A 26,037-nucleotide genomic window follows, 5' to 3' on the forward strand; every position below is an offset into this window, starting at 1 on the left:
TCAACCAATTAAAATATATATAATCTTAAGCAATTAAAATAAATTTGCAGTACCTAGGGTACACTCAACGTACCGACAATCAGGCAGGTTGACAGCGCCGTAAAATAAAAAAACAAAGCGAATTACAATGCTTCCACGCTATATTCAACCGACATAGTATGCGTTCTATTTGGGCTAATGACCACAGAGTTTTCTAATGCATTGGCGGTTTCTACACAAACGGTTTTACGCCACTCGTCCGCATCACCCATATCTCCCATTGCATGTGCTTTCTCTGCACCTGGGCTCCATACAACGGTAGTATCACTGCCTGATTTACCCACGCGAATCAAACGGTTATAAACAGGATCGTGAATTAAACAGTCTGAATTGTGGTCTAGATAAACACGGTCAAACTCGCCATCAAACTTCAAGACATTATGTTCAACATAGCGCCTGTACTGACGTAATTTATCCGCATACAGGCAATCTTGCAGGCCTGTAACTCGAATATTGCCTACATCACTCACGTTCAGATAAGTGTGGAATGCTTCACCAATTAAGAATGGATGGTCGGATTTATTGGTGGTAGCAAGATCAATTTTCAAACGCTTACCAATAGTCACCATCATGGTGAGCACATACGAGTAAGAAAGCTGTCTTTTCGCTTCTGGTGTTTCTATCATTTGCAACACGATGCGCGTTGCACCTGTTTCTGTTGAATCTACATCCACTAATTGCCATGGAATCACCCGGGCAAAGCCATGCGGGCATAATGTGCTATCGGTTGGATGCGCACCAAACCAAGGCCAGCAAATAGGCACACCACCGCGTATCGAGCGACCCTTTACATAGCGCGCATGGTCAGAAAGCCACAGCACAGGCTGTTTTTCTGTTTTAGGCTGCCATTGCATGACATGGCCGCCTTGCAACGCGATTTTGGCTGTCGCTAATGGATTGTCTATCTCTAAATATTGCAGACCCGCTTCATCTTCAGTGACAGTCACATGAGGGTGCAGCGTTGAACAGCCCTGCCCGTCTCTCTTTCTAAAGATATGGTCTTCTAGTGAATCTAATGTCATACATTACCTTATCAATTGCTCACTTTAGGTGTTATTTACAAAGTGATTGTAATCTGAATAAATTATTTCTCAATTTGAGAAACATCACGCACTGCACCACGTGCAGCACTGGTACTCATTGCCGCATAGGCACGCAATGCTGGTGAAACCGCTCTTTCACGGTTAACCGGCTTCCAGGCGTCTTTGCCTTTATCTTCCATTTTTGCGCGACGGTGCGCCATTTCTTCATCACTAATCACTAAATGAATGGTACGGTTTGGAATATCAATTTCAATCGTGTCGTTTTCTTGCACTAGGCCGATGGCGCCGCCTTCAGCTGCTTCTGGTGAGGCATGACCGATACTCAAGCCAGACGTGCCGCCAGAAAAACGCCCATCAGTCAGCAACGCACATGCCTTGCCTAAACCTTTAGACTTTAAGTATGAAGTTGGGTACAGCATTTCCTGCATGCCAGGACCACCGCGAGGGCCTTCGTAGCGAATCACCACTACATCGCCCGCTACAATTTTATCGGCAAGAATTGCTTCTACTGAAGCGTCTTGGCTCTCAAAAATACGTGCACGGCCAGTAAATTTCAAAATACTGTCATCCACACCCGCAGTTTTTACAATACAGCCATCTAGTGCAATGTTGCCGTACAACACTGCCAAACCGCCATCTTGTGAGTAAGCATGGGCTTTATCACGGATACAGCCTTCGCTTCTGTCGTCATCTAGCGTTGGGTAAAGCATACTTTGAGAAAACGCGATGGTGGTTGAAATGCCACCAGGCGCTGCACGGAAAAACTTCTTCACATCTTCGTTTTGCGTGACTTTAATGTCCCACTCATTCAGCGCATCACCCAAGCTTGGGCTATGGACCATTGGCGTATCACGGTGAATCACACCCGCACGATCAAGCTCACCTAAAATACCCATCACGCCACCCGCACGGTGCACGTCTTCCATATGGTATTTCGCGGTTGCTGGTGCCACTTTACTTACACACGGCACTTTGCGTGAAATGCGGTCAATATCACTCATGGTGAAATCCAAACCAGCTTCATGTGCTGCTGCCAGTAAATGCAATACTGTATTGGTAGAACCACCCATTGCCACATCTAAACTCATTGCGTTCTCAAACGCCTTCATGTTGGCGATGCTACGTGGTAATACGGTGTAGTCATCTTTCTCGTAGTGACGTTTTGCAAGGTCTACAATCAAACGGCCTGCTTTAAGGAACAACTCTTTACGTGCCGCATGTGTGGCTAAGGTTGAGCCATTGCCTGGCAAGCTTAGGCCTAATGCTTCAGTTAAGCAGTTCATTGAGTTAGCGGTAAACATACCAGAACAAGAACCACAAGTTGGGCAAGCTGAACGCTCAATTGCATCAGCTTCTGCATCACTTACGTTACTATCTGCTGCAGCTACCATCGCATCCACAAGGTCTAGCTTATGCGTATTGCCGCCCCAGTTCACTTTACCGGCTTCCATTGGGCCGCCAGATACAAATACCACCGGGATATTTAAACGCAAGGCTGCCATTAGCATGCCCGGTGTGATTTTGTCGCAGTTTGAAATACATACCAGCGCGTCTGCACAGTGCGCATTCACCATGTATTCAACGCTGTCTGCAATTAAATCACGGCTAGGCAAGCTGTAAAGCATGCCGCCATGCCCCATCGCGATACCATCATCAACCGCAATGGTATTAAACTCTTTGGCCACGCCGCCTGCTTTTTCAATTTCGCGCGCAACTAATTGACCCATGTCTTTCAAATGCACGTGACCCGGCACAAACTGGGTAAACGAGTTAGCAACGGCAATAATTGGTTTATCAAAGTCGCCGTCTTTCATGCCAGTCGCACGCCATAGTGCGCGCGCGCCCGCCATGTTGCGACCGTGAGTAGTGGTATGTGAACGATAAACTGGCATGATAAAAATCCGTAAATAAAGTGAATAAACAATAAAGTATGATTTTAGACTAGCTAGCGCAAACTAGCCAAAGAAAACTGTAAGAAACGTATGATTTGATTATGCAAAAGTACCAAAACCAACTTAAGCACGTTATAAAGTATCTAAGGGACTACTTACACCATGTCCGCCTTTATTCAACACATGGGTATAAATCATCGTTGTACTCACATCAGAATGCCCCAGCAGCTCTTGCACTGTACGGATATCATAACCACCCTCAAGCAAATGTGTTGCAAAACTATGGCGAAAAGTATGGGGCGTTGCCAACTTCGTCATCCCAGTCAGATTGACTGCTTTTTTAACCGCACGTTGCACTGTTTTTTCATCTACATGATGACGCCTCACTTTGTTAGACTGCGGATCTATGGACAATTTAACAGACGGAAACACGTATTGCCACGCCCAAGCACTACCCGCGTTGGGGTACTTTCTATCCAACGCCATCGGCATGAATACTTCACCATAACCTGCGTTCGAATCTTCGTTATGCAACGCCTGCACTTTTAATAAATGCTGCTTTAAAGGTTCAATCAAACTAACAGGTAACATCGTCACTCTATCTTTAAAGCCCTTACCCTCACGCACTAAAATCTCACGCCGCGCCAAATCAACATCCTTAACGCGTAAACGCAAACACTCCATCACCCGCAAACCACTACCATAAAGCAAACTCGCAATTAACCACATCGTGCCATCCAATCTATTCAGCACCGCCTGCACCTCATCTCTTGTCAGCACAACGGGCAAACGCTTTGGCACTTTTGCCTGCGTAACATTATCTAACCACGGCAATTCAATCCCTAACACTTCTTTGTATAAAAATAACAAAGCGCTTTTTGCCTGATTCTGTGTGCTTGCAGAAACATTACGTGAAACCGCTAAAAAGCTAAGAAACGCCTCCACTTCAACCGCACCCATCTCCTTAGGATGACGCTTGCCATGATGAAAAATATAGCGTTTAATCCAATCTAGATATGCCTGCTCTGTACGACGGCTGTAATGTTTCACCCGAATACGCGCTGCCACTTGATCTAACAGTTTTGGCTCGGCATTTACCGCTGGTGTGTTTTCCATACAAACTCACTAAAAAAATGGTGCTATAAAAACGAATTAACAATTGATTTTATTATGTATTTAAAATATTACTACAGATTAGACACCTGCCTCACTAAATTTTTAGAGACGGATTTGGGGTCTACTTTACGTTAGGGGCATAATGTTTCGAGCACCTTTCTTATTTTTTCTGCTCTGCTTTACTAGCCTAGCGTGTTTTGCTAATGAGTCTATTTGCACCAAGCTTGCAGGCGAAGCTGAGTCTTCAGGTATTATTTATTATCCATCAGCCGAAGCTAAGGTAATTGGAAGCGGAAAAGTTGGTTTTTATAGCTCCCCAAATGCCGAGTGTAAAATTAAAGGTGTGTTTGTTGTTAAGGGTAATTATTTAACCGTATACAAATCATACAAAGGCTGGGTTAATGTAATGTATGTGGCAAAGGATGGAGAAGATTTCATTGGTTGGCTACCAGAAAGCAAAGTTAAAATTGTGGGGCAATATGGCCGTAACCCCTAACCCATTATTCAAGCGGGACGCCTAACGGCGCCCCTTAATTAAAACGTTAGGGGCATAATGTTTCGAGCACCTTTCTTATTTTTTCTGCTCTGCTTTACTAGCCTAGCGTGTTTTGCTAATGAGTCTATTTGCACCAAGCTTGCAGGCGAAGCTGAGTCTTCAGGTATTATTTATTATCCATCAGCCGAAGCTAAGGTAATTGGAAGCGGAAAAGTTGGTTTTTATAGCTCCCCAAATGCCGAGTGTAAAATTAAAGGTGTGTTTGTTGTTAAGGGTAATTATTTAACCGTATACAAATCATACAAAGGCTGGGTTAATGTAATGTATGTGGCAAAGGATGGAGAAGATTTCATTGGTTGGCTACCAGAAAGCAAAGTTAAAATTGTGGGGCAATATGGCCGCAACCCCTAACCCATTATTCAAGCGGGACGCCTAACGGCGCCCCTTAATTAAAACGTTGGGGCACATAACCTAAGGAGAAAAAATGCGTTATATGTTTGTCTGTCTGGTGTTAATCCTCGCACCATTTATGGCGTCAGCTGAGAACATTGTGGCTCGTTCTTACACATTACAGAAACACGGAACATTAGAGTTAAAAGTACCAGAATCATGGGGCGACTCTATCACGCAACCACCCAGTGAACTGCCTCCTACAATTAAGTTATCACCTAAAAATGGGGCTCAGTTTACGATACTCGCCACTCCAATTTGGCTTGCTCAGGCAGACATAAAATCACCTACTCCAGATGAGCTGCGCGCTACTGTAAGGCAAGCTGCTGATATTGCGCTTCTGCAATCCATGGAAGACTCGATCGAAATAAAAGAACTCAAAGGACCTACCAACACTGGTTACTATTTTACGGCAACGGATCAAGCACCGCAGCCTGGGGAATTTAAACACCTTAATCAAGGAATAATTGCTGTTAAGGATCTACTAGTATCTTTCACGATACTTACCAATGACGGTCAAGAGGCAATCGTGAAAGAGGCACTTTCTTTATTGTCATCAGCAGAGCGCCACTAATCATGTGCCCAACCTATCCATCAAGCGGGGCGCCTAACGGCGCCCCTTAATTCAAACGGTTAGCAAGCAAAACCATCCATGTATGTCCCAAAGCATTTTGAAGAGTCAAGAGTTGATGTTCTTCACGACTTAATTATTGCTCATCCGTTCTCGACGTTGGTCACCATGTCTTCTATAGGTATTAACGCAAATCACATTCCTTTGCACTTAATCCAAGAGGCTGGGCAATATGGAACATTGCAGGGGCATGTTGCACGAGCAAACCCAGTATGGAGTGACTTAGTAAACGATGTTGAGGCATTGGTTATATTCCAAGGTCCAAGCAGTTATATAACTCCATCGTGGTATCCAACAAAACAAGAACACGGCAAAGTAGTGCCTACATGGAATTATGTAACCGTCCATGCTTACGGCACACTCCGAGTGATTGATGACCCAACTTGGGTTAAAAACCAGCTTGAATCACTGACGACTCAACAGGAAGCCTCATTTGACAAACCTTGGGCAATTTCTGATGCTCCAGTTGAGTTTACCGATAAAATGATTGGCGCTATTGTTGGTATCGAAATATTGATTACTAAACTTATAGGCAAATGGAAAGTTAGCCAGAATCAACCTGCATTAAACCAAGCAGGGATAGTTCAAGGCTTGGAGTCGCTTGGCAGGTCAGAAGCAGCAGAACTTGCCACTGTAGTTAAAATGGCGCAGCAAAATGCCCGCTAACCCATCATTCAAGCGGGGCTACTAAAGCGTGCACCTTATGTCAAACGCTAGGTCGCGTAGATATGACTAGAATGACTACCAAGTCAGCTAAGAGAGAAAAAACCAGGGTAGTGGCCACCCCAAACCCCTATGTAATGGTTGTTTTCACGGCAGTCATTGCAGGTATCTTTTCAATTATCGGCAGTTACTACACAGCTGATTTTCAAACAAGGGAGGTTATTGCACAGAAGCAGTTTGAGAATCGTATGTTGGCCTACACTGCATTCCTTGAAAATACAGATCATACTAAGGCGCCTGCTATTAGCCAAATACTCACCATCGGCTCCATGGCGGACCATTTAGCCACAGATGGAGAAATTCAGGAGTTTGAAGATCGAACTGCGCATTTTTTGAAGAATTACAGCTCGCAAGATATCTTTTGGCAACTCAATGCCGATCTGAATAGTCTTCGGTTACAAGGCACTCCAAGAGTCGCAGAAATATGCGACGATATCTTGAAGTCTCTCCTTCTTAGAGATGATGAAATTATCTGGAGTAAGTACCCTGCTAAACTCGTGGCCGCTCTTAACAGTTGGAATAGTGCTCAAGATAAAGGACAAGCCTATGGCTGGACCGAACGGGTATCGTCAGATGAACGGCTAATGATTGTGATAATCTCGAAACTCAACCAAGCACTTATTGACCAACTTAGAAAAGAAATACATGGTGAGTCGACTTAACTTTCTGCTCCACGAGCAGTTAGCCTTTGAACTACAACTTTAGGCAAAAGGAGTCACAATTGGATTTACAGGATACAACAATAAAATTAGCTCATCCAGGCAAGAGATTTCAAGGTCAGTTTATTGATGCAATACTTGCTTACATTCTGGCAATTATTCCCTTTTATTTGCTACACACAACTATTGGGAAAGAGGCTTCTATTTTTATCGCAGTAACAATAGCTGTGACTTATTTCCTCCTTTCCGATGCACTACCGAATGGTCAAAGTATTGGGAAAATTCTGTTAAAAATAAAAGTGGTACATAAGAAAACAATGGCACCATGTTCCTTAGTTCAGTCATTTCTTCGAAACATTACTTTTCCATTGGGTATTTTTGATTGGTTCTTTATCTTTTTTGGATCACATCGTAGGCTAGGTGATTTTATGGCATCTACAGTGGTAATAAAAATTTGATGCATCTCTTGCATAACCCATCACCCCCTGAGTTATACAATAATCCACATAAGCTGTTAAACTCAAAACGATAGGTCTTCTACAATAACTTCTCAGTTACATAACAACTAAGCTACATCATAAAAAAGGAAAGCAGCATGGCAAAAAAAGTAATCATTCAGCATCCGGTTAATGGCCTCACTCGAAATGGCTACTATGGATATAGTTGGACATATCTTTTTTTTGGTTGGTTAGTGCCTTTATTTAGGGGTGAACTAGGCGTCGCCGCTCTGCATATGCTATTTACACTGTTCACTTTTGGTTTATGGCAACTGATTGTTTCCTTTTTATATAACAAACAGTACATGACGAGAATGTTAGAAAAAGGCTATGTGTTAAAAGACTCAGAGCAAACAATGGCTGAAGCCAGAGCATGCCTTAATATTGCACCAGTATAATTTTTTATCGCCAACAGACCCACTAACCGAATATTGTTATTCGCTTAGTGGGTTGCATAAATCTAGATCAGCGTAACTAAGTCATTGTGAACTCACAAAACTTAGGTAAAATCTCACTTCTATTCAATTGATGTTAGCGCTCATGTTTGTTCACCCCCAGTTTGACCCTATTGCGATTCACCTTGGTACTTTTGGCATCCATTGGTATGGCTTAATGTATTTGCTTGGATTCCTGGCATTTTTAGCTTTAGGCAAATACCAAATCAACCATAGAAGATGGCATGGTTGGACCATGCATATGCTTGATGACGCACTGTTTTTTGGTGCATTAGGTGTCATTATTGGCGGGCGTTTAGGTTATGTACTGTTTTATCAGTTAAGCTATTTTAGCAGCCACCCCACTGAGATTTTTGCAGTGTGGCAAGGCGGCATGAGCTTTCATGGCGGCTTCTTAGGCGTGCTTGTGGCCATGTGGCTTTTTGGCAGAAAGTATCCGCAAAACTGGCTAAAAATCATGGATTTTGTTGCGCCACTAGTCCCAATTGGTTTGGGCGCTGGACGCATGGGTAATTTCATCAATGCAGAGTTGTGGGGCAGAGTCACCAACGCGCCATTTGGCATGATTTTCCCTAAAGTGGACACTGCATTACGCCACCCATCACAGTTATATGAGTTTGCACTTGAAGGGGTATTGCTGTTCTTAATCCTTTGGATATATGCCGCAAAACCACGTGCAACCGGCACTATTTCGGCCTTATTCTTAATCGGTTACGGTAGCTTCAGATTTATTGTGGAATACACACGTGAGCCCGATGATTACTTAGGTTTACTCTCTATGGGTTTAAGTATGGGGCAATGGCTAAGCCTGCCGATGATTTTAATTGGCGTGGTGATGTTTGCCTTGTGTAATAAAAAACGTGGCTTTTAGTGCGGGCCGCACATTAACAACTTGATTCAACTACCCTAGCTGCATGGTGTACCTACGTATGTTTCGAGGTACACCTGCTGGACAGCATCTTCCTATCCCACTTCCAAAACTTCAGTTAACAATTGTTAACTTGGCGTAACTAATCATTAAGCTTATTATCTGACGGGTTATTGATCTGTTTATGTAAGGAGCCCTATGATTAAGAAACTTCTAAAACGTGTGTTTTTTAGAAAACATCAAGCGGCTAACTCAGGTCAGCTAGATCCAGCGTTTATCAGTACTCACAATAGCCATTCAAAGTCTGACTTTGAAGTGAGCGAGTTGAGCTATGATGAATATGTGGAATATGCCGGCCCTGAGCGCAGAGTGGTGATAGCAGAGGTAAATGAGGAGCGCAGGCGAGTTCAGTGAGCACTCACTTAATCTAGCCTATAGGCTCAAAGGCCTTTAAAACTGTTTTACTCGGTGATTCGCCTTATGCCTAGTGACTGCACCAGACCTTAACTTTGCGTGCTTAGTTGTTTGCCCATAGGTGCGAGCGCGCCATAACTTGAATGAACTATGCTTTAAATGAGTACGCATCAATTTAATCACCCCATCCTGCTTGAGGCCGAACTGATAGGCGATGGCCTCAAACGGGGTGCGATCTTCCCAAGCCATTTCTATCACGCGGGATACTTGCGCTTCATCTAACGGCTGCAGGCCAACCGTGTTTAGCAGCATCGGTTAATACCCTTCCATTTACTATCTTGCCATAATTTAAAAAACTCTTTGCGCGAGAGTGCTGGTGGTGCATCTACTGTGGCTTGGTGAAACTCGGCATGATGCTTCAAGTATTGCTCATAAGCATCGTCACCTGACACATGCCGCACATAGCACCATAATTTCTTTAACATTCTTAACATACCAATCCCCTGCTAATCTCGCACCCAGTTTTCTACTAAGCGGCTTGGTTCGTGCGGCACTTCTGATAGCTTCAATACCGGTTTACCACCTAAATAACGCAGGCATAACCGCACCATATCCAGTATCACCACCCACAGCACCACTACAAAAAACATGGTGAGGTAGGCATCTAAATGCTGATTAAATATCAATTGCGGTGCAACAGCCACTTTATCAGTTGGTAACGTTCCTGCCGACAATTTTGCAGCCATATCATTCGCCGCAGCAAAAAACCCCACCCGCACATCGGCACTGAAAATCTTTTCATAAGCAGCGGAGGTGGTAATAGTCACCAACCAAATCAGCGGCATTCCTGTTACCCATGCATATTTCAATTTGCCAGACTTCACTAGAATGCCCGTTGCTACACATAAGGCAATGGCAGCTAACATTTGGTTCGCAATACCAAACAGCGGCCATAAAATATTAACGCCGCCATTCGGGTCTATCACGCCTATATACAAAAAGTAACCCCAGCCGGCTACCACAATACTGCTAGTCAGTATTACCGAAGGCGTGTATGAGGTTTCACCCAGTTTTTTGTTAAAGTTACCCAATAAGTCTTGCAACATAAAACGGCCAACCCGTGTGCCTGCATCCAGCGTGGTCAGTATGAATATCGCCTCAAACATAATGGCAAAGTGGTACCAAAGGGCCAGTAACTCTTTACCAAAAGCACTGCCAAAAATACTTGCCATACCTACCGCTAAACTTGGTGCGCCGCCAGTACGCGAGAACAAGGTTGATTCACCCATATCACTGGCAAGTTGCTGCATTTGCTCTACAGTCACCGCAAAGCCCCAACTGTTAATTTTAGCAATGGCATCTACCGCCTCTTTACCCACCACCCCCGCTGGACTATTGATGGCAAAGAACACGCCAGGCTCCAGCACGGTTGCTGCAATCATCGCCATAATGGCGACAAAACTTTCTAACAACATACCGCCGTAACCAATCATGCGGATATCGCGTTCATTACCTAACAATTTTGGCGTGGTGCCAGATGCGATTAAGGCATGAAAACCTGAAATGGCTCCGCAAGCGATGGTAATAAAAACAAAAGGGAACAGTTTGCCGCCAAAAATTGGCCCTGTACCATCCACAAACTGCGTCACTGCGGGCATATGCATATCTGGACGCAAAATCACGATGGCAATCGCCAGCAACATAATGGTGCCTAGTTTCATGAAAGTGGAGAGATAATCACGCGGCGCCAAGAGTAGCCAGACTGGCAATACTGCTGCTGCAAAACCATACAAAATAATGCCGTAAGCCAATGGCAAGCCATCATGGTCAAATAGCGAACGCAATGTTTCGTGATGATCCACCCAGCCACCCAACCCGACTGAGAGCAATAATAGAACCACGCCAATAATAGAAGCTTCTAATACGCGACCAGGACGAATATTTCGCATATAAACCCCGACAAGCATGGCAATCGGAATAGTGGCAGCCACGGTTGAAGTTGCCCAAGGACTGTGTTTCATAGCGTTGACTACCACTAGCCCCAACACTGCAATTAAGATAATCATGATGAGAAATGTGCCAATGAGGGCGGCGCTACCGCCGACCACACCGATTTCATCTCGCGCCATTTGCCCCAGGCTGCGTCCGTTACGGCGCGTAGAGAAAAACAGCGTGACCATATCCTGCACTGCACCGCCCAATACTGCGCCAATTAAAATCCATAACGTGCCTGGCAGATAGCCAAACTGCGCAGCAAGTGTCGGGCCAATCAAAGGCCCAGGACCAGCAATTGCTGCAAAATGGTGGCCAAACACCACCCACTTATTAGTTGGTACAAAATCTCGGCCGTTATCCAACCGCTCTGCCGGCGTGGCGCGGGTTTCGTCTATCACCAACACTTTGGCGGCAATCCATGCTGCATAAAAACGATAGGCAATCGCGTAAACACACACAGCAGCAGTGATCAGCCACAATGCATTAATGCTTTCACCGCGGTTTAACGCTATGCCAGCAACAGCAAATGCGCCCAGCAATGCAACGGCGACCCAAAGCATGGTTTTAATATTTTTGTTCATGTAATTTAAGCGTTTTGAGTTAAATAAAAGTGGTTGGCAATAGTATAAATCACACAAGCACATCCCCACTACCGGAATTTTTTGGAACTAATTGTTTTAAATGGGTTTTATCAACAAAAATTGTAGATAAAAGCACTTTAGCAACTCAGCATGTTGCAATAAACGCTATCCCTGTTTTGTTTATCTGCTTATGCGTAAAAAATTAAAACAACCACCAACCCATCCACATCACCGAAACCTGCAACACGAGGCCCAAGGTTACCTGCTGAAAAAATGCTTTTCCACCTGTTACTAAAGCAGTAATTGCTTTAGAGATCGCATTGGTTGAAATCGCTACCAAGATTGCCACTGCGGCATTGGCAGGCGTAATTTTAATCGTGGAAGCTAAAGAAGCGACTGAAATTGTGGAAGCATGCACATCTGCCAAGCCAGCCAGACCCGAAGCAACCACCAAGCCGGCTTGACCAAACCACGCTTTCAGCGCTGCCGAGGCCACCAGCACCAGCGCAATGACGAAAGCCAAAGTCAGCGCTGTTTTTACACTAAATGATCGGCTGGGCTTGCCTAGCTCGGGCGTGTGGTGATGAAAAGAGTTTAAAGTCACCACCAAGCCATAAGCTCCGATGGATAAGCCCGCAAATAACAAAGGTATTGTTAATGTATGTAAGGTTAATGGGTGAATCGCCGTTAACAACATCACCAGTTGCAACACGGTAGATAAACTGGATAGTGTTGCGCCGGCCACCGCGGTGCCCATCAGCTCTGGCGTTTTTTTCACGCGTGCACCCATCGCACCAATCGTGGCAATGCTGGAGATAAATCCAGAGACTAACCCCACCAGCGGCAGGCCGGTGCGGCTACCGAGCAAACGTAACGCTAAATGCCCAAGTGCCCCAATAAACATTACCAGTATCACAATCAACCATAAGTTACGTGGATTAATCGCATCAAAGGGGCCAATCAACTCATTAGGTACCAGCGGCAACACAATCAAGGTGGCTGCCGCCAAAATCAAGAAGTCAATCATCTCGTCTTTGGTCACTACTCCACGTACAAAACCGTGTATCGGCTGCTTTGCAGCAAGTAATATCGCTGCGGCCACGGCTAAGCTAGCTGCCATAGAAGCACTCGTCATGGCTAAACCACCCAAAATCACAGTAAAAACAAGGCTGATTTCCGTGGTTAATCCTGGGTCGTCATCTTTTCTCGAGAAATAAGCGGTTGCCACAAAAATGGTGACACAAATAATTGAAACGACAAGTAACCAGAAGTTAATCGAAGTACTAACTGCACCAAGTAGAGACGCGATGGTAAAGGTACGCACACCAGCAATCGTGCTATCGCCACCACTCCCCTTACTGCGCTCACGCTCGGCGCCAATCAGCAAACCGATGCCCAAAGCTACCGCTAAATTTAACCAATGCGCAGCATTAATCAACATACACCCTTCCCATTTACTAATTTTTAGCCTTTATTTACAGCAAACCACGCTCGGCAAATGACAGCGTTTGATTGCCTGCCACAATGAAATGATCTAACACGCGGACATCTACTAATGCTAAAGCCTGCTTCAACTGCTGCGTTAACAGCTCATCTGCTGCGCTTTGCTGCACGGCACCTGACGGATGATTATGCGCCAAAATAACACTGGCAGCATTATGATGAATCGCACGTTTGACCACTTCTCTAGGATAAACGCTGGTTTGAGTTAGCGTGCCACTAAATAGCTCCTCTGCTGCATGCAGGCGATTTTGTGCATCTAAAAATAGCACCATAAAAACCTCACGTGTCAGCGCGCCTAATTTAAGCACTAAATAATCGCGCACCTGTTTTGGTGATTGAAACACATCGCGCTGTTGCAATTGCTCATTCAATGCACGGCGGCTCATTTCAAAAATTGCTTGCAGTTGCACATACTTACTGCTGCCAATGCCATGCACTTGGCTCAAGGCATGCTCGCTTGCTGCAAAAATGCCATTTAAGCTACCAAACTGGCTCAGCAAATCACGTGCTAAATCGACCGCGCTCTTACCAACAACGCCTACACGTAAGAAAATTGCCAATAACTCCGCATCAGATAATGCCTCTGCACCTAGCTCTATTAACTTCTCTCTTGGGCGCTCACTTGCAGGCCAATCGGTAATTGCCACTCCCCACCCCTTTCAATGTTTTAACACCGCAGTTACAGCCACATAGCCATCAACCCCTATGCCTTAAACCTACCCTAATTGCAATTAGCATAATGGTTAGTACATGGCAAATACCGCTTATTTAAGCCAGCCAATTTCGTGCGCAGTTTTCTCACCAATCAGTGTGTGCCTCAAACTTTTAGGAATATAAGCTTCGGCTGTATTTTGCGGTACACGCCCACCCATCAGCTCAGCAAAATTCTGCGGGTATAGCGGCATCTTATTTGGTTCGGCATAACCATCAGGATAAATGGGCAGATTATTATGCAAATCGTATTTATCTGTGGCATTTAAAGTGTGCAATAACTCATGGGCAGTGACTACTAAGTTCTTTTTGGCATATGCCGTGCTTGCAAACAAATTGACTCGCCCGATTCGCCCTTTATTGAGCGCGGTAGAGTGCCCTAACATTGAGCTAGTGTTAGGGTCGTGATAAAGCAAATACAATCGGATATCAGACTTAATATTGACCTTCGGGCTATTTTTCCAGGCAAACCATCTGAACTTTAAGCTCCATAACATGGTATTAAATATGCTGCCATTTCTAGGTGGTTCAGGCGGAATCTCATCCACGACTGTTCCAAGCTGCACCTCTATCGGACGCCGTAAACCTAATTTGTAAGACGCAGCCTCTTCTGCAAAATACTCAACCATCGGTTCAAAATCTTCACGGCTCAAGCCTCGCAAGTAAGCACTAACTTCCTCGCTACCATCAGCATTAATTGGATAAACAGCAACATAAAGATTATGTTTCCAAGCCAAATCTGCTTTATCCAGCCACAGCTCCTGCAGTACTGTTGCTAAAATCAGCAACAGAATAATGATTCTGAATTTACGCCACATTGTGTATAAGCCGAATGAGTATTATTGATTTTTGTTACATCCACTATAAAACATTTTCTTTAATTTAGATGAAGCATAAAGAATATTTTATACAAAACAATGTTCGTATTAGAATGAATGACTTACATGAATGACCAGCATTATGCAAAATAAAAAATCTATCGTATTGGGAATTACCGGTGGAATCGCCGCTTATAAAGCTGCCGAGCTCGTACGCTTATTGGTAAAGAGTAATATTGAAGTACAGGTTGTGATGACACAAGCTGCCTGCCAATTTATTACACCAGTCACCATGCGGGCGCTTTCTGGTAAGCCGGTATTTACCGACATGTGGGATGCATCTATTCCTAACGGCATGCCCCACATTGAATTAAGCCGCGCCGCTGACGCCATTGTGATTGCTCCAGCGAGTGCGGACTTTATGGCTAAACTGGTGCATGGCCGTGCCGATGATTTACTTTCCACCCTCTGCCTGGCAAGAGATTGTGACCTACTGGTTGCACCAGCCATGAACAAACAAATGTGGGAGAATCCAGCCACCCAGCGCAATATCACACAACTGATGCAAGACGGTATCAGTATTCTTGGGCCAGGCAGTGGAGAACAAGCATGTGGTGAAATTGGCTTAGGTCGCATGCTAGAAGCAGAAGATTTAATGGGTTTAATAGAAGCACACTTCCAACCCAAACTGCTCAAAGGTAAAAAAATACTAATTACGGCAGGCGCCACCTTAGAAATGATAGACCCGGTGCGTGCCATCACAAACCTAAGTTCAGGCAAAATGGGCTACGCTATCGCACAAGCCGCCCATGAGATGGGTGCAGATGTTACGCTGGTAAGTGGCGCAACCGCACTCACCCCGCCAAATGGGGTGCGCAACATTACCGCTACATCGGCATCCAGCATGTACCAAAGCGTGATGCAAAACATCGCCAGCCAAGACATTTTCATTGGCGTTGCCGCCGTTGCGGATTACAGCCCATCTCAAACACAGCAACAGAAAATCAAAAAAAGTGAACAGTCACTATCGTTAGAGCTGCTACGTAACAAGGACATTATTGCAGAGATAGCAAGCCTGCCCAATCCGCCATTCTGTGTAGGCTTTGCTGCAGAAACTGAAAACTTACTAGAATATGCAGAAGCAAAACGGCTCAAGAAAAAACTACCCCTTATTGTTGCTAACCTCACTAGCGATGCCATGGGCAGCGACAATAATAAGGTATTCTTATTAGATAAAGCTGGCACTCACCCACTTGAGCCAGCGGCTAAAATTCAAGTGGCTAGATCGTTATTAGCGCATGTGGCAACCATGCTCTAAATTGCGCCATTATTAAATCCCACTAAAGATTAATCAGCCTTAACCCACCGCAATGTTTGATTTACATCAAACATTGCCAAAAGCATTAAGTAACTCATGAAAATCTTGATTCGGTGAAGTGATTTAGATACTAAAATCGCAGCAACTCATTACTAACAAATCAAAAAATCTCTAAGGCAACATATGTCATACACCACCACATTTCAATACAGTGTGCTCACACTCGCAGTGCTCAGCACCTTTGGCATCGCGCAACAAGCGCAAGCAGAAACAGCTGAAAAAATCGTCACAGCGCCAGTAGTTGTTACCGCAACACGCGTAGAGCAAAATAGCTTCGACCTACCAGTAGCGATTGATGTAGTAGAAAGCAAAGACATCCAGAATGGTCAACTGCAAATGACGCTTTCCGAAAGCTTAATTCGCGTTCCTGGCATCACCGCACAAAACAGAACACAATCTGCACAAGACCCACAAATTTCCAGCCGCGGGTTTGGCTCCCGCTCAAGTTTTGGGGTACGCGGCGTACGCGTTTATGTAGATGGCATTCCACTCACCATGCCAGATGGTCAAGGCCAGCCAGGCGTAGTAGATTTATCAGCAGTCAAAAGCATAGAAGTCATGCGCGGCCCGTTTTCTGCGTTGTACGGCAACTCCTCTGGCGGCGTGATTCAAATGCTGACTAAAGATGCCCCCAAAACACCTGAAGTGGGTGCAACTGTCATGTTTGGCAGCTATGACACTAAGCGCCAAATTTTGGATGCTGCAGGCACAGCAGAAAACATTGAATACCTAGTCAATGTTTCGAACTTTGAAACCAACGGCTATCGCGACCATAGCGCTAGTAATAAGCAGCAGGCTACTGCAAAATTCAAAATCAACATTAGTGAAGATACTAAAATTAATGCACTCCTAAATTGGTTTGAGCAAGAAGCAGAAGACCCTTTAGGATTACCTAGAGTAGCGACTGCCAATGACCCATCTGCTTTTACGAACCCTAAAGCAGCACCAAATAGTGCTTACAATGCAAATACAAAGGTAAGCCGAAATCACACTCAAGTAGGTTTCAATATTGAGCATGCATTAAACTCAAATAATAAAATCAATTTGATGACATACGCAGGCAATCGTGAAAATCTGCAATATCTATCAACTAATGTGTCCAGCAACGCAGGCAGGGCAAGCTCAATCTCACGCGACTTCTGGGGCACGGATTTAAGATGGGATAACAAAGGCAGCCTATTTAATCTTCCATATAGCCTTTCTATGGGGCTCACTTATGGCAAGATGAATGACGTAAGGTTAGATATCAATACGGACAAAGGTATTAAAAGACCAATTATTGCAAACAATGCCAACTCAGCACTAAACCGTGATGAAGATAATATCTCGACCAATTTTGACCAATATATCCAAGGTAAAATCTCATTAAGTGACAATCTGGATATTCATGCCGGCGCCAGACACACCAAAGTAGAACTAGAAGTAAAAGATCACTTCTTATCTGGCACGGCAAATAATGGTAATAACAGTGGCTCTGTTGAGTACCAAAAAACCACGCCAGTAATTGGCGCTATCTGGAAGGTAACACCAACAATAAACTTATATGCCAATTATGGTAAAGGTTTTGAAACACCAACCTTTATTGAAGCAGCATACAACTCAGTTAATAACGGTGCACCTAACTTAACACTTAAGCCAAGCGAAAGCACTAACTACGAGTTGGGATTAAAGTCAGTGATTGCAGATAATCACCAACTAAACTTTAATGTATTTAAAATAGACACTAAGAACGAAATTGTTACTAAAGAGACAAACAGCTTTAATAGAAGCGTTTTTGGCAATGCAGACAAAACCAAGCGTACAGGCGCAGAACTATCTATTGACTCTCAATACGATAACAATATATCAACGTACCTTTCCTACTCACTCTTAAATGCAAAGTTTGACTCAGACTTCACCTACATACCATCTTCAGGTACACCAACCACGATTCTATCTGGCAATAAAATCCCAGGTACTTATCGTAGTCAAATTTATGGTGAACTTGCATGGAGATACGCACCACTAGGCTTCAAAACTGCGCTGGAAGCAAGGCACAATAGCAAAGTCTACGTGAACGATATCAACACCGACTCCGCACACGCTTATACAATATTCAATATACGAGCTGGATTTGAGCAAAATCTAGCGAATTGGCGGTTAAGTGAATACGTACGTGTGGAAAATCTAAGTGACAAGAACTACATAGGTTCAGTTCGTGTCAACGATAGCAACCTACGCTTCTTTGAACCAGCGGCAGGTAGAAACTATTTACTAGGCCTAAGCGCGCAATACAAATTCTAAAAGCGCTTCCAGTAACCAAAGCCGGCATACATATTAATAGCCGGCTTTTTTATTCACCATATTTAGTGTTTAATACAAACCTGAGCCAACCACGATAAAAATACAAACATTATGTCCATACTCATTGATCTAAAAATCCTAGACGACCGTTTACGCAGCCAGTTTCCCTCTTATGCAACACCAGGCTCTGCAGGTCTGGATTTACGTGCCTGTATTGAAACGCCAATCACCCTGCAGCCAGGGGAAACCACGCTGATTCCTACAGGCATGGCGATTCATATCGACAATACTTATTATGCTGCCCTAATTTTACCGCGCTCAGGGCTAGGCCATAAGCATGGCATTGTGCTGGGAAACTTGGTGGGGTTAATTGATTCAGACTATCAAGGACAACTAATGGTATCCTGCTGGAATCGCGGCAATACAGCGTTTGAGTTAAATCCGTTGGAGCGAATCGCACAATTGGTCATCGTACCTGTCATGCAGGCTGAGTTCCATGTAGTTGATGATTTTGATACCTCAGAACGTGGCGAAGGCGGCTTTGGTAGCACTGGAAAACACTAACAAAAAATAATATGTGAATTTACTGAAAAGAAACACATATTTAGCTTGAAACAAATAAAGAATGTGTACTATAATCACGCTCTTTCTCAAAAATAGAGTTCTTGGAGATAACCATGGCACGTGTATGTCAGGTAACAGGCAAAAAGCCAATGGTGGGTAACAATGTTTCTCACGCACAAAACAAAACAAAACGTCGTTTTTTACCTAATTTGCAAAACCGCAAATTCTGGGTTGAGAGCGAAAACCGCTGGGTAAGCATGCGTATTACTAACGCTGCGCTACGCACTATCGACAAAAACGGTATTGATGCTGTTTTAGCTGATATGCGTGCTGCTGGCGAAAAGATTTAAGCTGCTAACTTAACTTAGCAAATAAAGGAAAGTAAAATGCGCGAAAAAATCAAATTAGAGTCAAGTGCTGGTACAGGTCATTTCTATACCACTACAAAAAACAAACGTACAATGCCAGGCAAATTAGAAATCAAAAAATTTGACCCAGTTGTACGCAAGCACGTAATGTACAAAGAAACAAAATTGAAATAATTCGTTATTTCAGCAATAAAAAAGCTCACTATATGTGAGCTTTTTTATTGCCTAATGTTTATTGCCTTTTATTGCTTAAAATCAACTGACTGACTGCGTATAGAGATCGCAACTAAACTCCAAACCCAACGCTAAGCACCCAATAAGCGCACTTCTCGCTGCGGGTAAGGGATAGAGATATCATGCGCCTTAAACAAGCGCCAAATCGCCATAAAAAGATCAGATTGCAAGCTAGAAGTACCCTCTTCAGCATCATGAATCCATACCGTTAAGCGAACATCTATACCGCTCTCAGCAAAGCCCGTGACAACCGAGCCAGGCGCAGGCGTGACCAGCACCCTAGGGTGATCCTCTGCCGCCTTAATCAGTAACTGCAACACCAACTCTAAATCACTCTCATAGCCAACTTGTACCGCCACCTGCACTCTGGTATTTCTATCCATGCCCGAATGGTTAATCACTGGATTGATAATCAAAGTTTCGTTAGGAATGATCACCTCAGTACCATCCAACTTCTTCAATACCAGATAGCGTGTACGTAAATCTTTAATAATTCCGTAATGCACATCAATCGTCACAATATCGCCAATGCTAATAGATTTATCCATCAGCAAAATAAAGCCACTCACATAATTACTGGCGATACGCTGCAAACCAAAACCCAGCCCCACGCCCAATGCACCACCAAATACGGAAATTAAAGTTAAATCTAAGCCAACAGCCGAAAGCCCGATCAGCACGGCAATAAACAGCAAGCAAATGCGCACCACTTTAGCCAACATCACACGGGTATTGGCATTGAGCTGCGCTACCTGCATCAGTTTATTTTCAATAACGCGACTTAGCCACATTGCTACAAAAACTGTAATCAATATGGTGAGCAAACCTTGCAGTAAAAGTAATAAATTAACGGGGTTTTTGCCTATCTTGAATTTGACAGCTTCTAACGTTTCCAACATCTCAGGCAAAATACCACTTAAATGCAATGCCAATACCAGCCAAATCATCGTTGCAAGCGTATGCTCTATCGTTTTAAGCACGCCACCTGGCGCGATAATATAACGCATGGCATATACCACTAAGCGCACCGCAGCCATCGCCAAAAGCAAATTACTGGCAAGGTGAAGCATGGTCGTATGTTGCCAGTGCCCCAATACCCATTTTGAGAATAAAACGATACTAAGGGTGGATAACGGAAACAGTAGGCGATTAAATGTGCCAATGCCTATTTTCCAGCTCTCAGGCGCGTGACTCATCACGTAGGCACGTATGGCGCCATTGATCATCCAGGCAATGGCACAAGCCATCACAATCACACCAATTTGCCAGCCTGCGACAGGCGTTCCAATATCAGCTAATATTTCTTGCCATATGAAATCAATGCGATTACTCATGTTTGCTAAACCTAGAAATTAAATCAAAAATATAGTGGCCAACCCTAAAAAGATAAAGAAACCGCCACTGTCAGTCATCGCTGTAATCAGCACACTAGAGCCCACCGCAGGGTCGCGGCCTATCTTATTCATCATTAATGGAATCACAACTCCCATTAATGCAGCTAAGAGCAGATTAAGTGTCATTGCAGACATCATGACCAGACCCAATGGATAACTGCCATAAAGCGCATACGCCACTGCGCCAATCACACCACCCCAGAGCAAGCCATTAAGCAAGGCAACGCCCAGCTCTTTGGTAATCAGGGACTTCATGTTATGTGAGGCAACCTGCCCCAATGCCAAACCACGGACTATCATGGTAGTGGTTTGATTACCAGAATTACCACCCACACCTGCCACAATCGGCATCAGCGCAGCCAGCGCTACTATTTTCTCAATAGAGCCCTCAAATAAACCAATTACGCGTGACGCTATCAATGCAGTAATTAAATTAATCGCTAGCCAAGCCCACCTGTTCTGTACAGACTTCCACACTGATGCAAAGAAGTCCTCCTCTTCGCGTAAACCAGCCATAGAAAGCATATCGCTCTCTGCCTCTTCGCGAATCAAATCCATCACAGCATCAACAGTCACACGCCCAACCAACTTGCCACTTTCATCCACCACCGGCGCGGTCACCAAATCGTAACGTTCAAATGCCTTTGCTGCGTCATCTGCAATATCTTCCGGATGAAATATCACCGCATCTTCAGACATCACGTCAGCCACTTTTGCATCCAAATCACTCACCACCAACCGCTTTAATGGCAACACCCCATGTAGCACATCATCACGATCCACCACAAACAGCTTATCAGTGTGATCAGGCAGGCCACCCAACCGACGCATATAGCGTAAAGCAACCTCCAAGGTAATATCTTCGCGGATCGTGACAATATCAAAGTCCATGATAGAGCCAACAGCATCATCAGAATAAGACAATGCAGATTGCAAACGTGCTCTATTTTGCGCATCCAGACTATCTAGCAGGTCCTGCAAGACGTCTTTAGGCAAGTCCGGGGCCAGGTCAGCCAACTCGTCGGTATCAAGCCGCTCAGCTGCCGCCAGCAGCTCATCAGAGTCCATGTCTGCAATCAGCGTCTGCCGTACCGCGTCAGACACTTCGAGCAGGATTTCACCGTCACGGTCGGCTTTCACCAACTCCCAAACATCTAAACGCTGCTCTAGTGGTAAAGCTTCAAGAATATATGCAACGTCAGCCGGGTGTAAAAGTTCTAGTTTCTTTTGGAGTTCGTTAAGGTTTTGTTTATGGACTAAAGACTCAATCAGCTCGTGATTAGACATCTCTTGGTTATGCACCATATTTTCAATTAAGCGATGCTTTTCAAGGAGAGAAATAACCTGTTGCAGGCTTTCGCTCAAACTCTCTTTGGTTTCCTGAATGTCTGCCATAATGACCCAATACTATTTTAATTTAGTTACTACGCCATTATGATTTATTTTTAATTAAAAATAGAATCATTCAGCAAAAAATCTGCGTGAGTCCATACTGCGCAATGCTGTAATCTACATATACACAGGAACAACACCTACCATGTTAGCGCTCACGCTTTACACTACATCTCACTGCCATCTATGCGAAGAAGCTGAAGCAATACTCAGCAGCATAGCAAATGATCATGACATTACTTGGCGTACGATTGAAATTGCAGATAATAATCAGCTACTAGAAACTTATGGCACAACAATTCCAGTAATCCAGATAACTGGCACAAGCTCTGAGATTAAATGGCCATTTGGTGCAGAAGAGATATTAGCGTTAGTTAAAACAGACACAATGCCAAAATAGAAGTTTCACAACGTCAATCGCGTACGCTTAAAACTAAAAAACCAGCAATGTAGCTGGTTTTTTAGTTTTTATAACAACTGAAACGACCTACTCAGTCACTACTGCTTCCGTTGATGGATCTGGACGATCAACCAACTCAACAAGTGCCATAGGTGCATTATCACCATTACGGAAACCACATTTAAGGATACGTAAGTAACCACCATTACGTGTGTTATAACGTGGACCTAACTCAGCAAACAATTTACCTACGATGTCACGATCGCGTAAACGATCGAAAGCAAGGCGGCGGTTTGCCAAAGTTGCAGTTTTACTAAGCGTAATTAACGGCTCTGCAAACTTACGCAACTCTTTTGCCTTAGGCAAAGTAGTTTTGATGATTTCATGACGCAACAAAGATGTTGTCATGTTACGGAACATTGCAGCACGATGACTGCTTGTACGATTTAATTTACGATTGCTATTACCGTGACGCATAGTAATTCCTTAAGTTTTCTATATCTTCAATATCAGCTTGTATTAAGCTTTTTCCAAACCAACCGGTGGCCAGTTTTCTAATTTCATACCCAATGTCAGGCCACGAGTAGCCAAAACATCTTTAATTTCATTCAATGATTTACGGCCAAGATTAGGAGCTTTTAACAACTCGTTCTCTGTACGTTGAATCAAATCACCGATGTAAAATATATTTTCTGCTTTTAGGCAGTTAGCTGAACGTACAGTTAACTCTAAATCATCAACTGGGCGCAATAACACAGGATCAACTTGTGGAGCTGATTTAACTTCAACTTCACTAGGTGCACCTTCTAAATCAGCAAACACAGATAACTGACCCATTAAGATACGAGCAGCATCGCGAATTGCTTGTTCTGGCTCAATAACGCCATTCGTTTCCACATCCATTACCAACTTATCTAAGTCAGTACGTTGTTCAACACGTGCACTATCAACATAGTAACTTACTTTGTTGATCGGGCTAAATGATGCATCAACCATAATGAAACCTAAAACACGGTCATCATCATTAGATTTTTGACGCACTGGTACAGGTTGATAACCGCGACCGATTTCAACTTTAACTTCCAGGTTCAATTTGCCACCTTTAGTTAAGTGAGCAATCACGTGATCAGGGTTAACGATTTCAGCATCGTGACCTGTTTCAAAATCAGCTGCAGTAACAACACCTTCAACAGATTTATTCAATTTCAGAATAGTTTCTGATTTTGAGTTTAATTTCAGAGCTACACCTTTAAGGTTTAGCAAGATATCAACAACATCTTCTTGAACGCCATCTAAAGTAGAGTACTCATGCACTACACCATCAATTTTGACTTCAGTAATAGCGAAGCCTGGAATTGATGAAAGCAAAACGCGACGTAATGCATTACCAAGCGTGTAACCAAAACCACGCTCCATTGGCTCTAAAGTAACACGTGCGCGTAATGGAGATAACACCTCAACATCAACAACGCGAGGCTTTAAATACTCGGTAGGACTGTTTTGCATAGTTATACCTTTAATTTTTTAATATGCTCGTTATTGCTATGAACAACGAGTGATTAATTAGTTAACCCCAGGGCTAACTAATTAATCTAATCAGAACTTAATTACTTAGAGTAAAGCTCAACTACCAATGATTCATTGATGGTTGGTGGCAGCTCATCGCGTTGTGGCTTAGCTTTAAAAGTACCTTTCAAAGCTTTCACATCAACTTCTAACCACTCTGGGAAACCACGTTGCTCAGCAGCTTCTAGTGCACCTTTGATACGCAATTGCGTTTTTGATGCTTCAGCTACACTGATAACGTCGCCAGCTTTAACTTGGTATGAAGGAATGTTAACGCGCTTGCCATTTACTAAAATACTGTTATGACGAACGATTTGACGTGCTTCAGTACGTGAACCACCTAGACCCATTCTGTAAGTAACGTTATCTAAACGGCACTCTAACAGTTGTAACAAGTTCTCACCTGTAATGCCTTTTTGGCGGTCAGCTTCAGCGTAGTAGCTACGGAATTGAGCTTCTAGCACGCCATAAATACGACGAACTTTTTGTTTCTCACGTAACTGAACACCGTAGTCAGATAAACGTTGGTTACGACGTTGACCGTGTTGACCTGGTGGGAAGTTACGTTTTTCAATTGCACATTTATCAGTAAAGCATTTTTCAGCTTTTAAAAACAACTTCTCGCCTTCGCGACGGCACTGACGGCATTTAGGATCTAAATTTCTAGCCAAGATAGTTCTCCAGTAATCTTTTTCGCTTAGATGCGACGTTTTTTAGGTGGACGGCAACCGTTATGCGGAACTGGCGTCACATCAGTAATGCTGGTAATTTTAAAACCAGCTGCATTAAGTGCGCGCACAGCAGATTCACGACCTGGACCTGGGCCTTTAATACGCACCTCTAAATTCTTTACACCGTTCTCTTGCGCCGATTTACCAGCAACTTCAGCTGCAACCTGTGCTGCAAAAGGGGTACTTTTACGTGAACCTTTAAAACCTTGACCACCAGAAGTAGCCCATGACAAAGCATTGCCTTGACGGTCTGTAATGGTGATGATGGTATTGTTAAAAGACGCATGCACGTGGGCAATACCCTCTGCAATATTCTTTTTAACTTTTTTTCTTACGCGTACATTAGCTTTTGCCATGTTGCATTTTCCTTACCAATAAATCTAACTTAAATTGTAAACTTCTAATCGTTTAGTCTACTAAAGCGCTTAACTAACAAAGCGCTTTATAGCCGAGGATTACTTAGACTGCTTAATTGCCTTAACTGGGCCCTTACGAGTACGCGCATTTGTTTTAGTGCGCTGACCACGAACCGGCAATCCACGACGATGGCGAACGCCTCTATAGCATCCTAAATCCATCAAACGTTTAATGTTCATTGAAACTTCGCGACGTAAGTCACCTTCAACTTTAAACTTCGCAACTTCATCACGTAACTTTTCAACATCTGCATCGTTCAGATCTTTAATTTTTGCAGTTGCTAAAACACCAGCAGCAACGCAAATCTTTTGTGCAGTGTTACGTCCAATACCGTAAATTGCTGTTAAAGCAATTTCAGTGTGTTTGTTATTCGGGATATTTACCCCTGCAATACGCGCCATACTTTACTCCAAATTAGG

General features: G+C 43.7%; 31 protein-coding genes. 15 read left to right on the forward strand and 16 right to left on the reverse strand.

The window, feature by feature from the left end:
- Positions 1-122: 122 nt before the first annotated feature.
- The 3 genes from C3Y98_RS07850 to C3Y98_RS07860 form a co-directional block, all read right to left on the reverse strand.
- Positions 123-1,061, reverse strand: coding sequence for a D-hexose-6-phosphate mutarotase (locus C3Y98_RS07850; RefSeq protein WP_135277937.1), 939 nt, complete (start codon positions 1,059-1,061; stop codon positions 123-125).
- A 62-nt stretch (positions 1,062-1,123) separates the two neighbouring features.
- Positions 1,124-2,974: a dihydroxy-acid dehydratase gene (ilvD, locus tag C3Y98_RS07855; protein WP_135277939.1), complete on the reverse strand. Its 1,851-nt coding sequence runs from the start codon at positions 2,972-2,974 to the stop codon at positions 1,124-1,126.
- Between the two features lie 132 nt (positions 2,975-3,106).
- A complete protein-coding gene (locus C3Y98_RS07860) occupies positions 3,107-4,090 on the reverse strand; it encodes an integron integrase (RefSeq protein ID WP_135277941.1) in 984 nt (327 codons plus the stop codon).
- 142 nt (positions 4,091-4,232) lie between these two features.
- Between C3Y98_RS07860 and C3Y98_RS07865 the strand changes: the two genes are divergently transcribed.
- The 9 genes from C3Y98_RS07865 (at position 4,233) to C3Y98_RS07905 (ending at position 9,283) form a co-directional block, all read left to right on the forward strand.
- Positions 4,233-4,586 (forward strand): hypothetical protein, encoded by a 354-nt coding sequence (locus C3Y98_RS07865; protein WP_135277943.1) that lies wholly within the window; start codon positions 4,233-4,235, stop codon positions 4,584-4,586.
- A gap of 57 nt (positions 4,587-4,643) precedes the next feature.
- Entirely contained in the window at positions 4,644-4,997 is a 354-nt protein-coding gene (locus tag C3Y98_RS07870) for a hypothetical protein (protein ID WP_135277943.1), read from the forward strand.
- 73 nt (positions 4,998-5,070) lie between these two features.
- Positions 5,071-5,610 carry a hypothetical protein gene (locus C3Y98_RS07875; RefSeq protein WP_135277945.1) on the forward strand — a complete coding sequence of 180 codons (540 nt, stop codon included), beginning with the start codon at positions 5,071-5,073 and terminating at the stop codon, positions 5,608-5,610.
- 78 nt (positions 5,611-5,688) lie between these two features.
- A complete protein-coding gene (locus tag C3Y98_RS07880) occupies positions 5,689-6,333 on the forward strand; it encodes an FMN-binding negative transcriptional regulator (protein ID WP_135277947.1) in 645 nt (214 codons plus the stop codon).
- 62 nt (positions 6,334-6,395) lie between these two features.
- Positions 6,396-7,052: a hypothetical protein gene (locus C3Y98_RS07885; RefSeq protein ID WP_167759924.1), complete on the forward strand. Its 657-nt coding sequence runs from the start codon at positions 6,396-6,398 to the stop codon at positions 7,050-7,052.
- Positions 7,053-7,111: 59 nt separating this feature from the next.
- A complete protein-coding gene (locus C3Y98_RS07890) occupies positions 7,112-7,507 on the forward strand; it encodes an RDD family protein (protein WP_135277951.1) in 396 nt (131 codons plus the stop codon).
- A gap of 137 nt (positions 7,508-7,644) precedes the next feature.
- A complete protein-coding gene (locus tag C3Y98_RS07895; protein WP_135277953.1) occupies positions 7,645-7,944 on the forward strand; it encodes a hypothetical protein in 300 nt (99 codons plus the stop codon).
- A gap of 142 nt (positions 7,945-8,086) precedes the next feature.
- Positions 8,087-8,872, forward strand: coding sequence for a prolipoprotein diacylglyceryl transferase (gene lgt / locus C3Y98_RS07900; protein WP_135277955.1), 786 nt, complete (start codon positions 8,087-8,089; stop codon positions 8,870-8,872).
- 195 nt (positions 8,873-9,067) lie between these two features.
- The gene (locus tag C3Y98_RS07905; RefSeq protein WP_135277957.1) at positions 9,068-9,283 is read left to right on the forward strand and encodes a hypothetical protein; all 216 of its coding nucleotides are present in this window, start codon (positions 9,068-9,070) and stop codon (positions 9,281-9,283) included.
- Positions 9,284-9,319: 36 nt separating this feature from the next.
- Here the strand turns inward: C3Y98_RS07905 and C3Y98_RS07910 are convergent, their stop codons facing one another.
- The 6 genes from C3Y98_RS07910 to C3Y98_RS07935 all read right to left on the reverse strand — a co-directional run bounded on the left by C3Y98_RS07910 (position 9,320) and on the right by C3Y98_RS07935 (position 14,891).
- Positions 9,320-9,595: a TIGR03643 family protein gene (locus C3Y98_RS07910; RefSeq protein ID WP_135277959.1), complete on the reverse strand. Its 276-nt coding sequence runs from the start codon at positions 9,593-9,595 to the stop codon at positions 9,320-9,322.
- The gene (locus C3Y98_RS07915; RefSeq protein WP_135277961.1) at positions 9,586-9,777 is read right to left on the reverse strand and encodes a YbdD/YjiX family protein; all 192 of its coding nucleotides are present in this window, start codon (positions 9,775-9,777) and stop codon (positions 9,586-9,588) included. The genes C3Y98_RS07910 and C3Y98_RS07915 overlap by 10 nt, the downstream gene beginning before the upstream one ends.
- A 12-nt stretch (positions 9,778-9,789) precedes the next feature.
- Entirely contained in the window at positions 9,790-11,859 is a 2,070-nt protein-coding gene (locus C3Y98_RS07920) for a carbon starvation CstA family protein (protein WP_135277963.1), read from the reverse strand.
- Positions 11,860-12,061: 202 nt separating this feature from the next.
- A complete protein-coding gene (locus C3Y98_RS07925) occupies positions 12,062-13,300 on the reverse strand; it encodes an MgtC/SapB family protein (RefSeq protein WP_135277965.1) in 1,239 nt (412 codons plus the stop codon).
- A 34-nt stretch (positions 13,301-13,334) separates the two neighbouring features.
- The gene (gene radC / locus C3Y98_RS07930) at positions 13,335-14,009 is read right to left on the reverse strand and encodes a RadC family protein (protein WP_135277967.1); all 675 of its coding nucleotides are present in this window, start codon (positions 14,007-14,009) and stop codon (positions 13,335-13,337) included.
- Between the two features lie 117 nt (positions 14,010-14,126).
- Entirely contained in the window at positions 14,127-14,891 is a 765-nt protein-coding gene (locus tag C3Y98_RS07935) for a hypothetical protein (RefSeq protein ID WP_135277969.1), read from the reverse strand.
- Positions 14,892-15,033: 142 nt separating this feature from the next.
- Here C3Y98_RS07935 and coaBC point away from each other — a divergent pair, with 142 nt between their 5' ends.
- From coaBC to rpmG, 5 genes are all read left to right on the forward strand, one after another.
- Positions 15,034-16,209 carry a bifunctional phosphopantothenoylcysteine decarboxylase/phosphopantothenate--cysteine ligase CoaBC gene (coaBC, locus tag C3Y98_RS07940; protein ID WP_245234344.1) on the forward strand — a complete coding sequence of 392 codons (1,176 nt, stop codon included), beginning with the start codon at positions 15,034-15,036 and terminating at the stop codon, positions 16,207-16,209.
- A 183-nt stretch (positions 16,210-16,392) separates the two neighbouring features.
- Entirely contained in the window at positions 16,393-18,552 is a 2,160-nt protein-coding gene (locus C3Y98_RS07945) for a TonB-dependent receptor family protein (protein WP_135277973.1), read from the forward strand.
- Between the two features lie 111 nt (positions 18,553-18,663).
- A complete protein-coding gene (dut, locus tag C3Y98_RS07950; RefSeq protein ID WP_135277975.1) occupies positions 18,664-19,116 on the forward strand; it encodes a dUTP diphosphatase in 453 nt (150 codons plus the stop codon).
- 113 nt (positions 19,117-19,229) lie between these two features.
- Positions 19,230-19,466, forward strand: a complete 237-nt coding sequence (rpmB, locus tag C3Y98_RS07955) for a 50S ribosomal protein L28 (protein WP_015831325.1) — start codon at positions 19,230-19,232, stop codon at positions 19,464-19,466.
- A gap of 36 nt (positions 19,467-19,502) precedes the next feature.
- The gene (gene rpmG / locus C3Y98_RS07960; RefSeq protein WP_015831324.1) at positions 19,503-19,658 is read left to right on the forward strand and encodes a 50S ribosomal protein L33; all 156 of its coding nucleotides are present in this window, start codon (positions 19,503-19,505) and stop codon (positions 19,656-19,658) included.
- 131 nt (positions 19,659-19,789) lie between these two features.
- On the opposite strand, the gene C3Y98_RS07965 is transcribed toward rpmG, so the two are convergent.
- Entirely contained in the window at positions 19,790-21,052 is a 1,263-nt protein-coding gene (locus C3Y98_RS07965) for a mechanosensitive ion channel family protein (protein WP_135277976.1), read from the reverse strand.
- 18 nt (positions 21,053-21,070) lie between these two features.
- Positions 21,071-22,507, reverse strand: coding sequence for a magnesium transporter (gene mgtE, locus C3Y98_RS07970; protein WP_135277978.1), 1,437 nt, complete (start codon positions 22,505-22,507; stop codon positions 21,071-21,073).
- 142 nt (positions 22,508-22,649) lie between these two features.
- On the opposite strand from mgtE, the gene C3Y98_RS07975 reads away from it, so the two are divergent.
- A complete protein-coding gene (locus tag C3Y98_RS07975; protein ID WP_135277980.1) occupies positions 22,650-22,904 on the forward strand; it encodes a glutaredoxin family protein in 255 nt (84 codons plus the stop codon).
- An 87-nt stretch (positions 22,905-22,991) separates the two neighbouring features.
- Here the strand turns inward: C3Y98_RS07975 and rplQ are convergent, their stop codons facing one another.
- The 5 genes from rplQ to rpsM all read right to left on the reverse strand — a co-directional run bounded on the left by rplQ (position 22,992) and on the right by rpsM (position 26,019).
- Complete coding sequence (rplQ, locus tag C3Y98_RS07980; RefSeq protein ID WP_015831320.1) at positions 22,992-23,381, reverse strand: 50S ribosomal protein L17; 390 nt, start codon at positions 23,379-23,381, stop codon at positions 22,992-22,994.
- A gap of 42 nt (positions 23,382-23,423) precedes the next feature.
- The gene (locus tag C3Y98_RS07985; protein ID WP_135277981.1) at positions 23,424-24,410 is read right to left on the reverse strand and encodes a DNA-directed RNA polymerase subunit alpha; all 987 of its coding nucleotides are present in this window, start codon (positions 24,408-24,410) and stop codon (positions 23,424-23,426) included.
- A gap of 101 nt (positions 24,411-24,511) precedes the next feature.
- Entirely contained in the window at positions 24,512-25,141 is a 630-nt protein-coding gene (gene rpsD / locus C3Y98_RS07990) for a 30S ribosomal protein S4 (protein WP_135277983.1), read from the reverse strand.
- 26 nt (positions 25,142-25,167) lie between these two features.
- A complete protein-coding gene (rpsK, locus tag C3Y98_RS07995) occupies positions 25,168-25,557 on the reverse strand; it encodes a 30S ribosomal protein S11 (protein ID WP_013147062.1) in 390 nt (129 codons plus the stop codon).
- A gap of 99 nt (positions 25,558-25,656) precedes the next feature.
- Complete coding sequence (rpsM, locus tag C3Y98_RS08000) at positions 25,657-26,019, reverse strand: 30S ribosomal protein S13 (RefSeq protein WP_135277985.1); 363 nt, start codon at positions 26,017-26,019, stop codon at positions 25,657-25,659.
- Positions 26,020-26,037: the final 18 nt, after the last annotated feature.

Origin of the sequence: Methylotenera oryzisoli (assembly GCF_004661485.1) — a bacterium.
In the GTDB taxonomy this organism is placed as follows: domain Bacteria; phylum Pseudomonadota; class Gammaproteobacteria; order Burkholderiales; family Methylophilaceae; genus Methylotenera; species Methylotenera oryzisoli.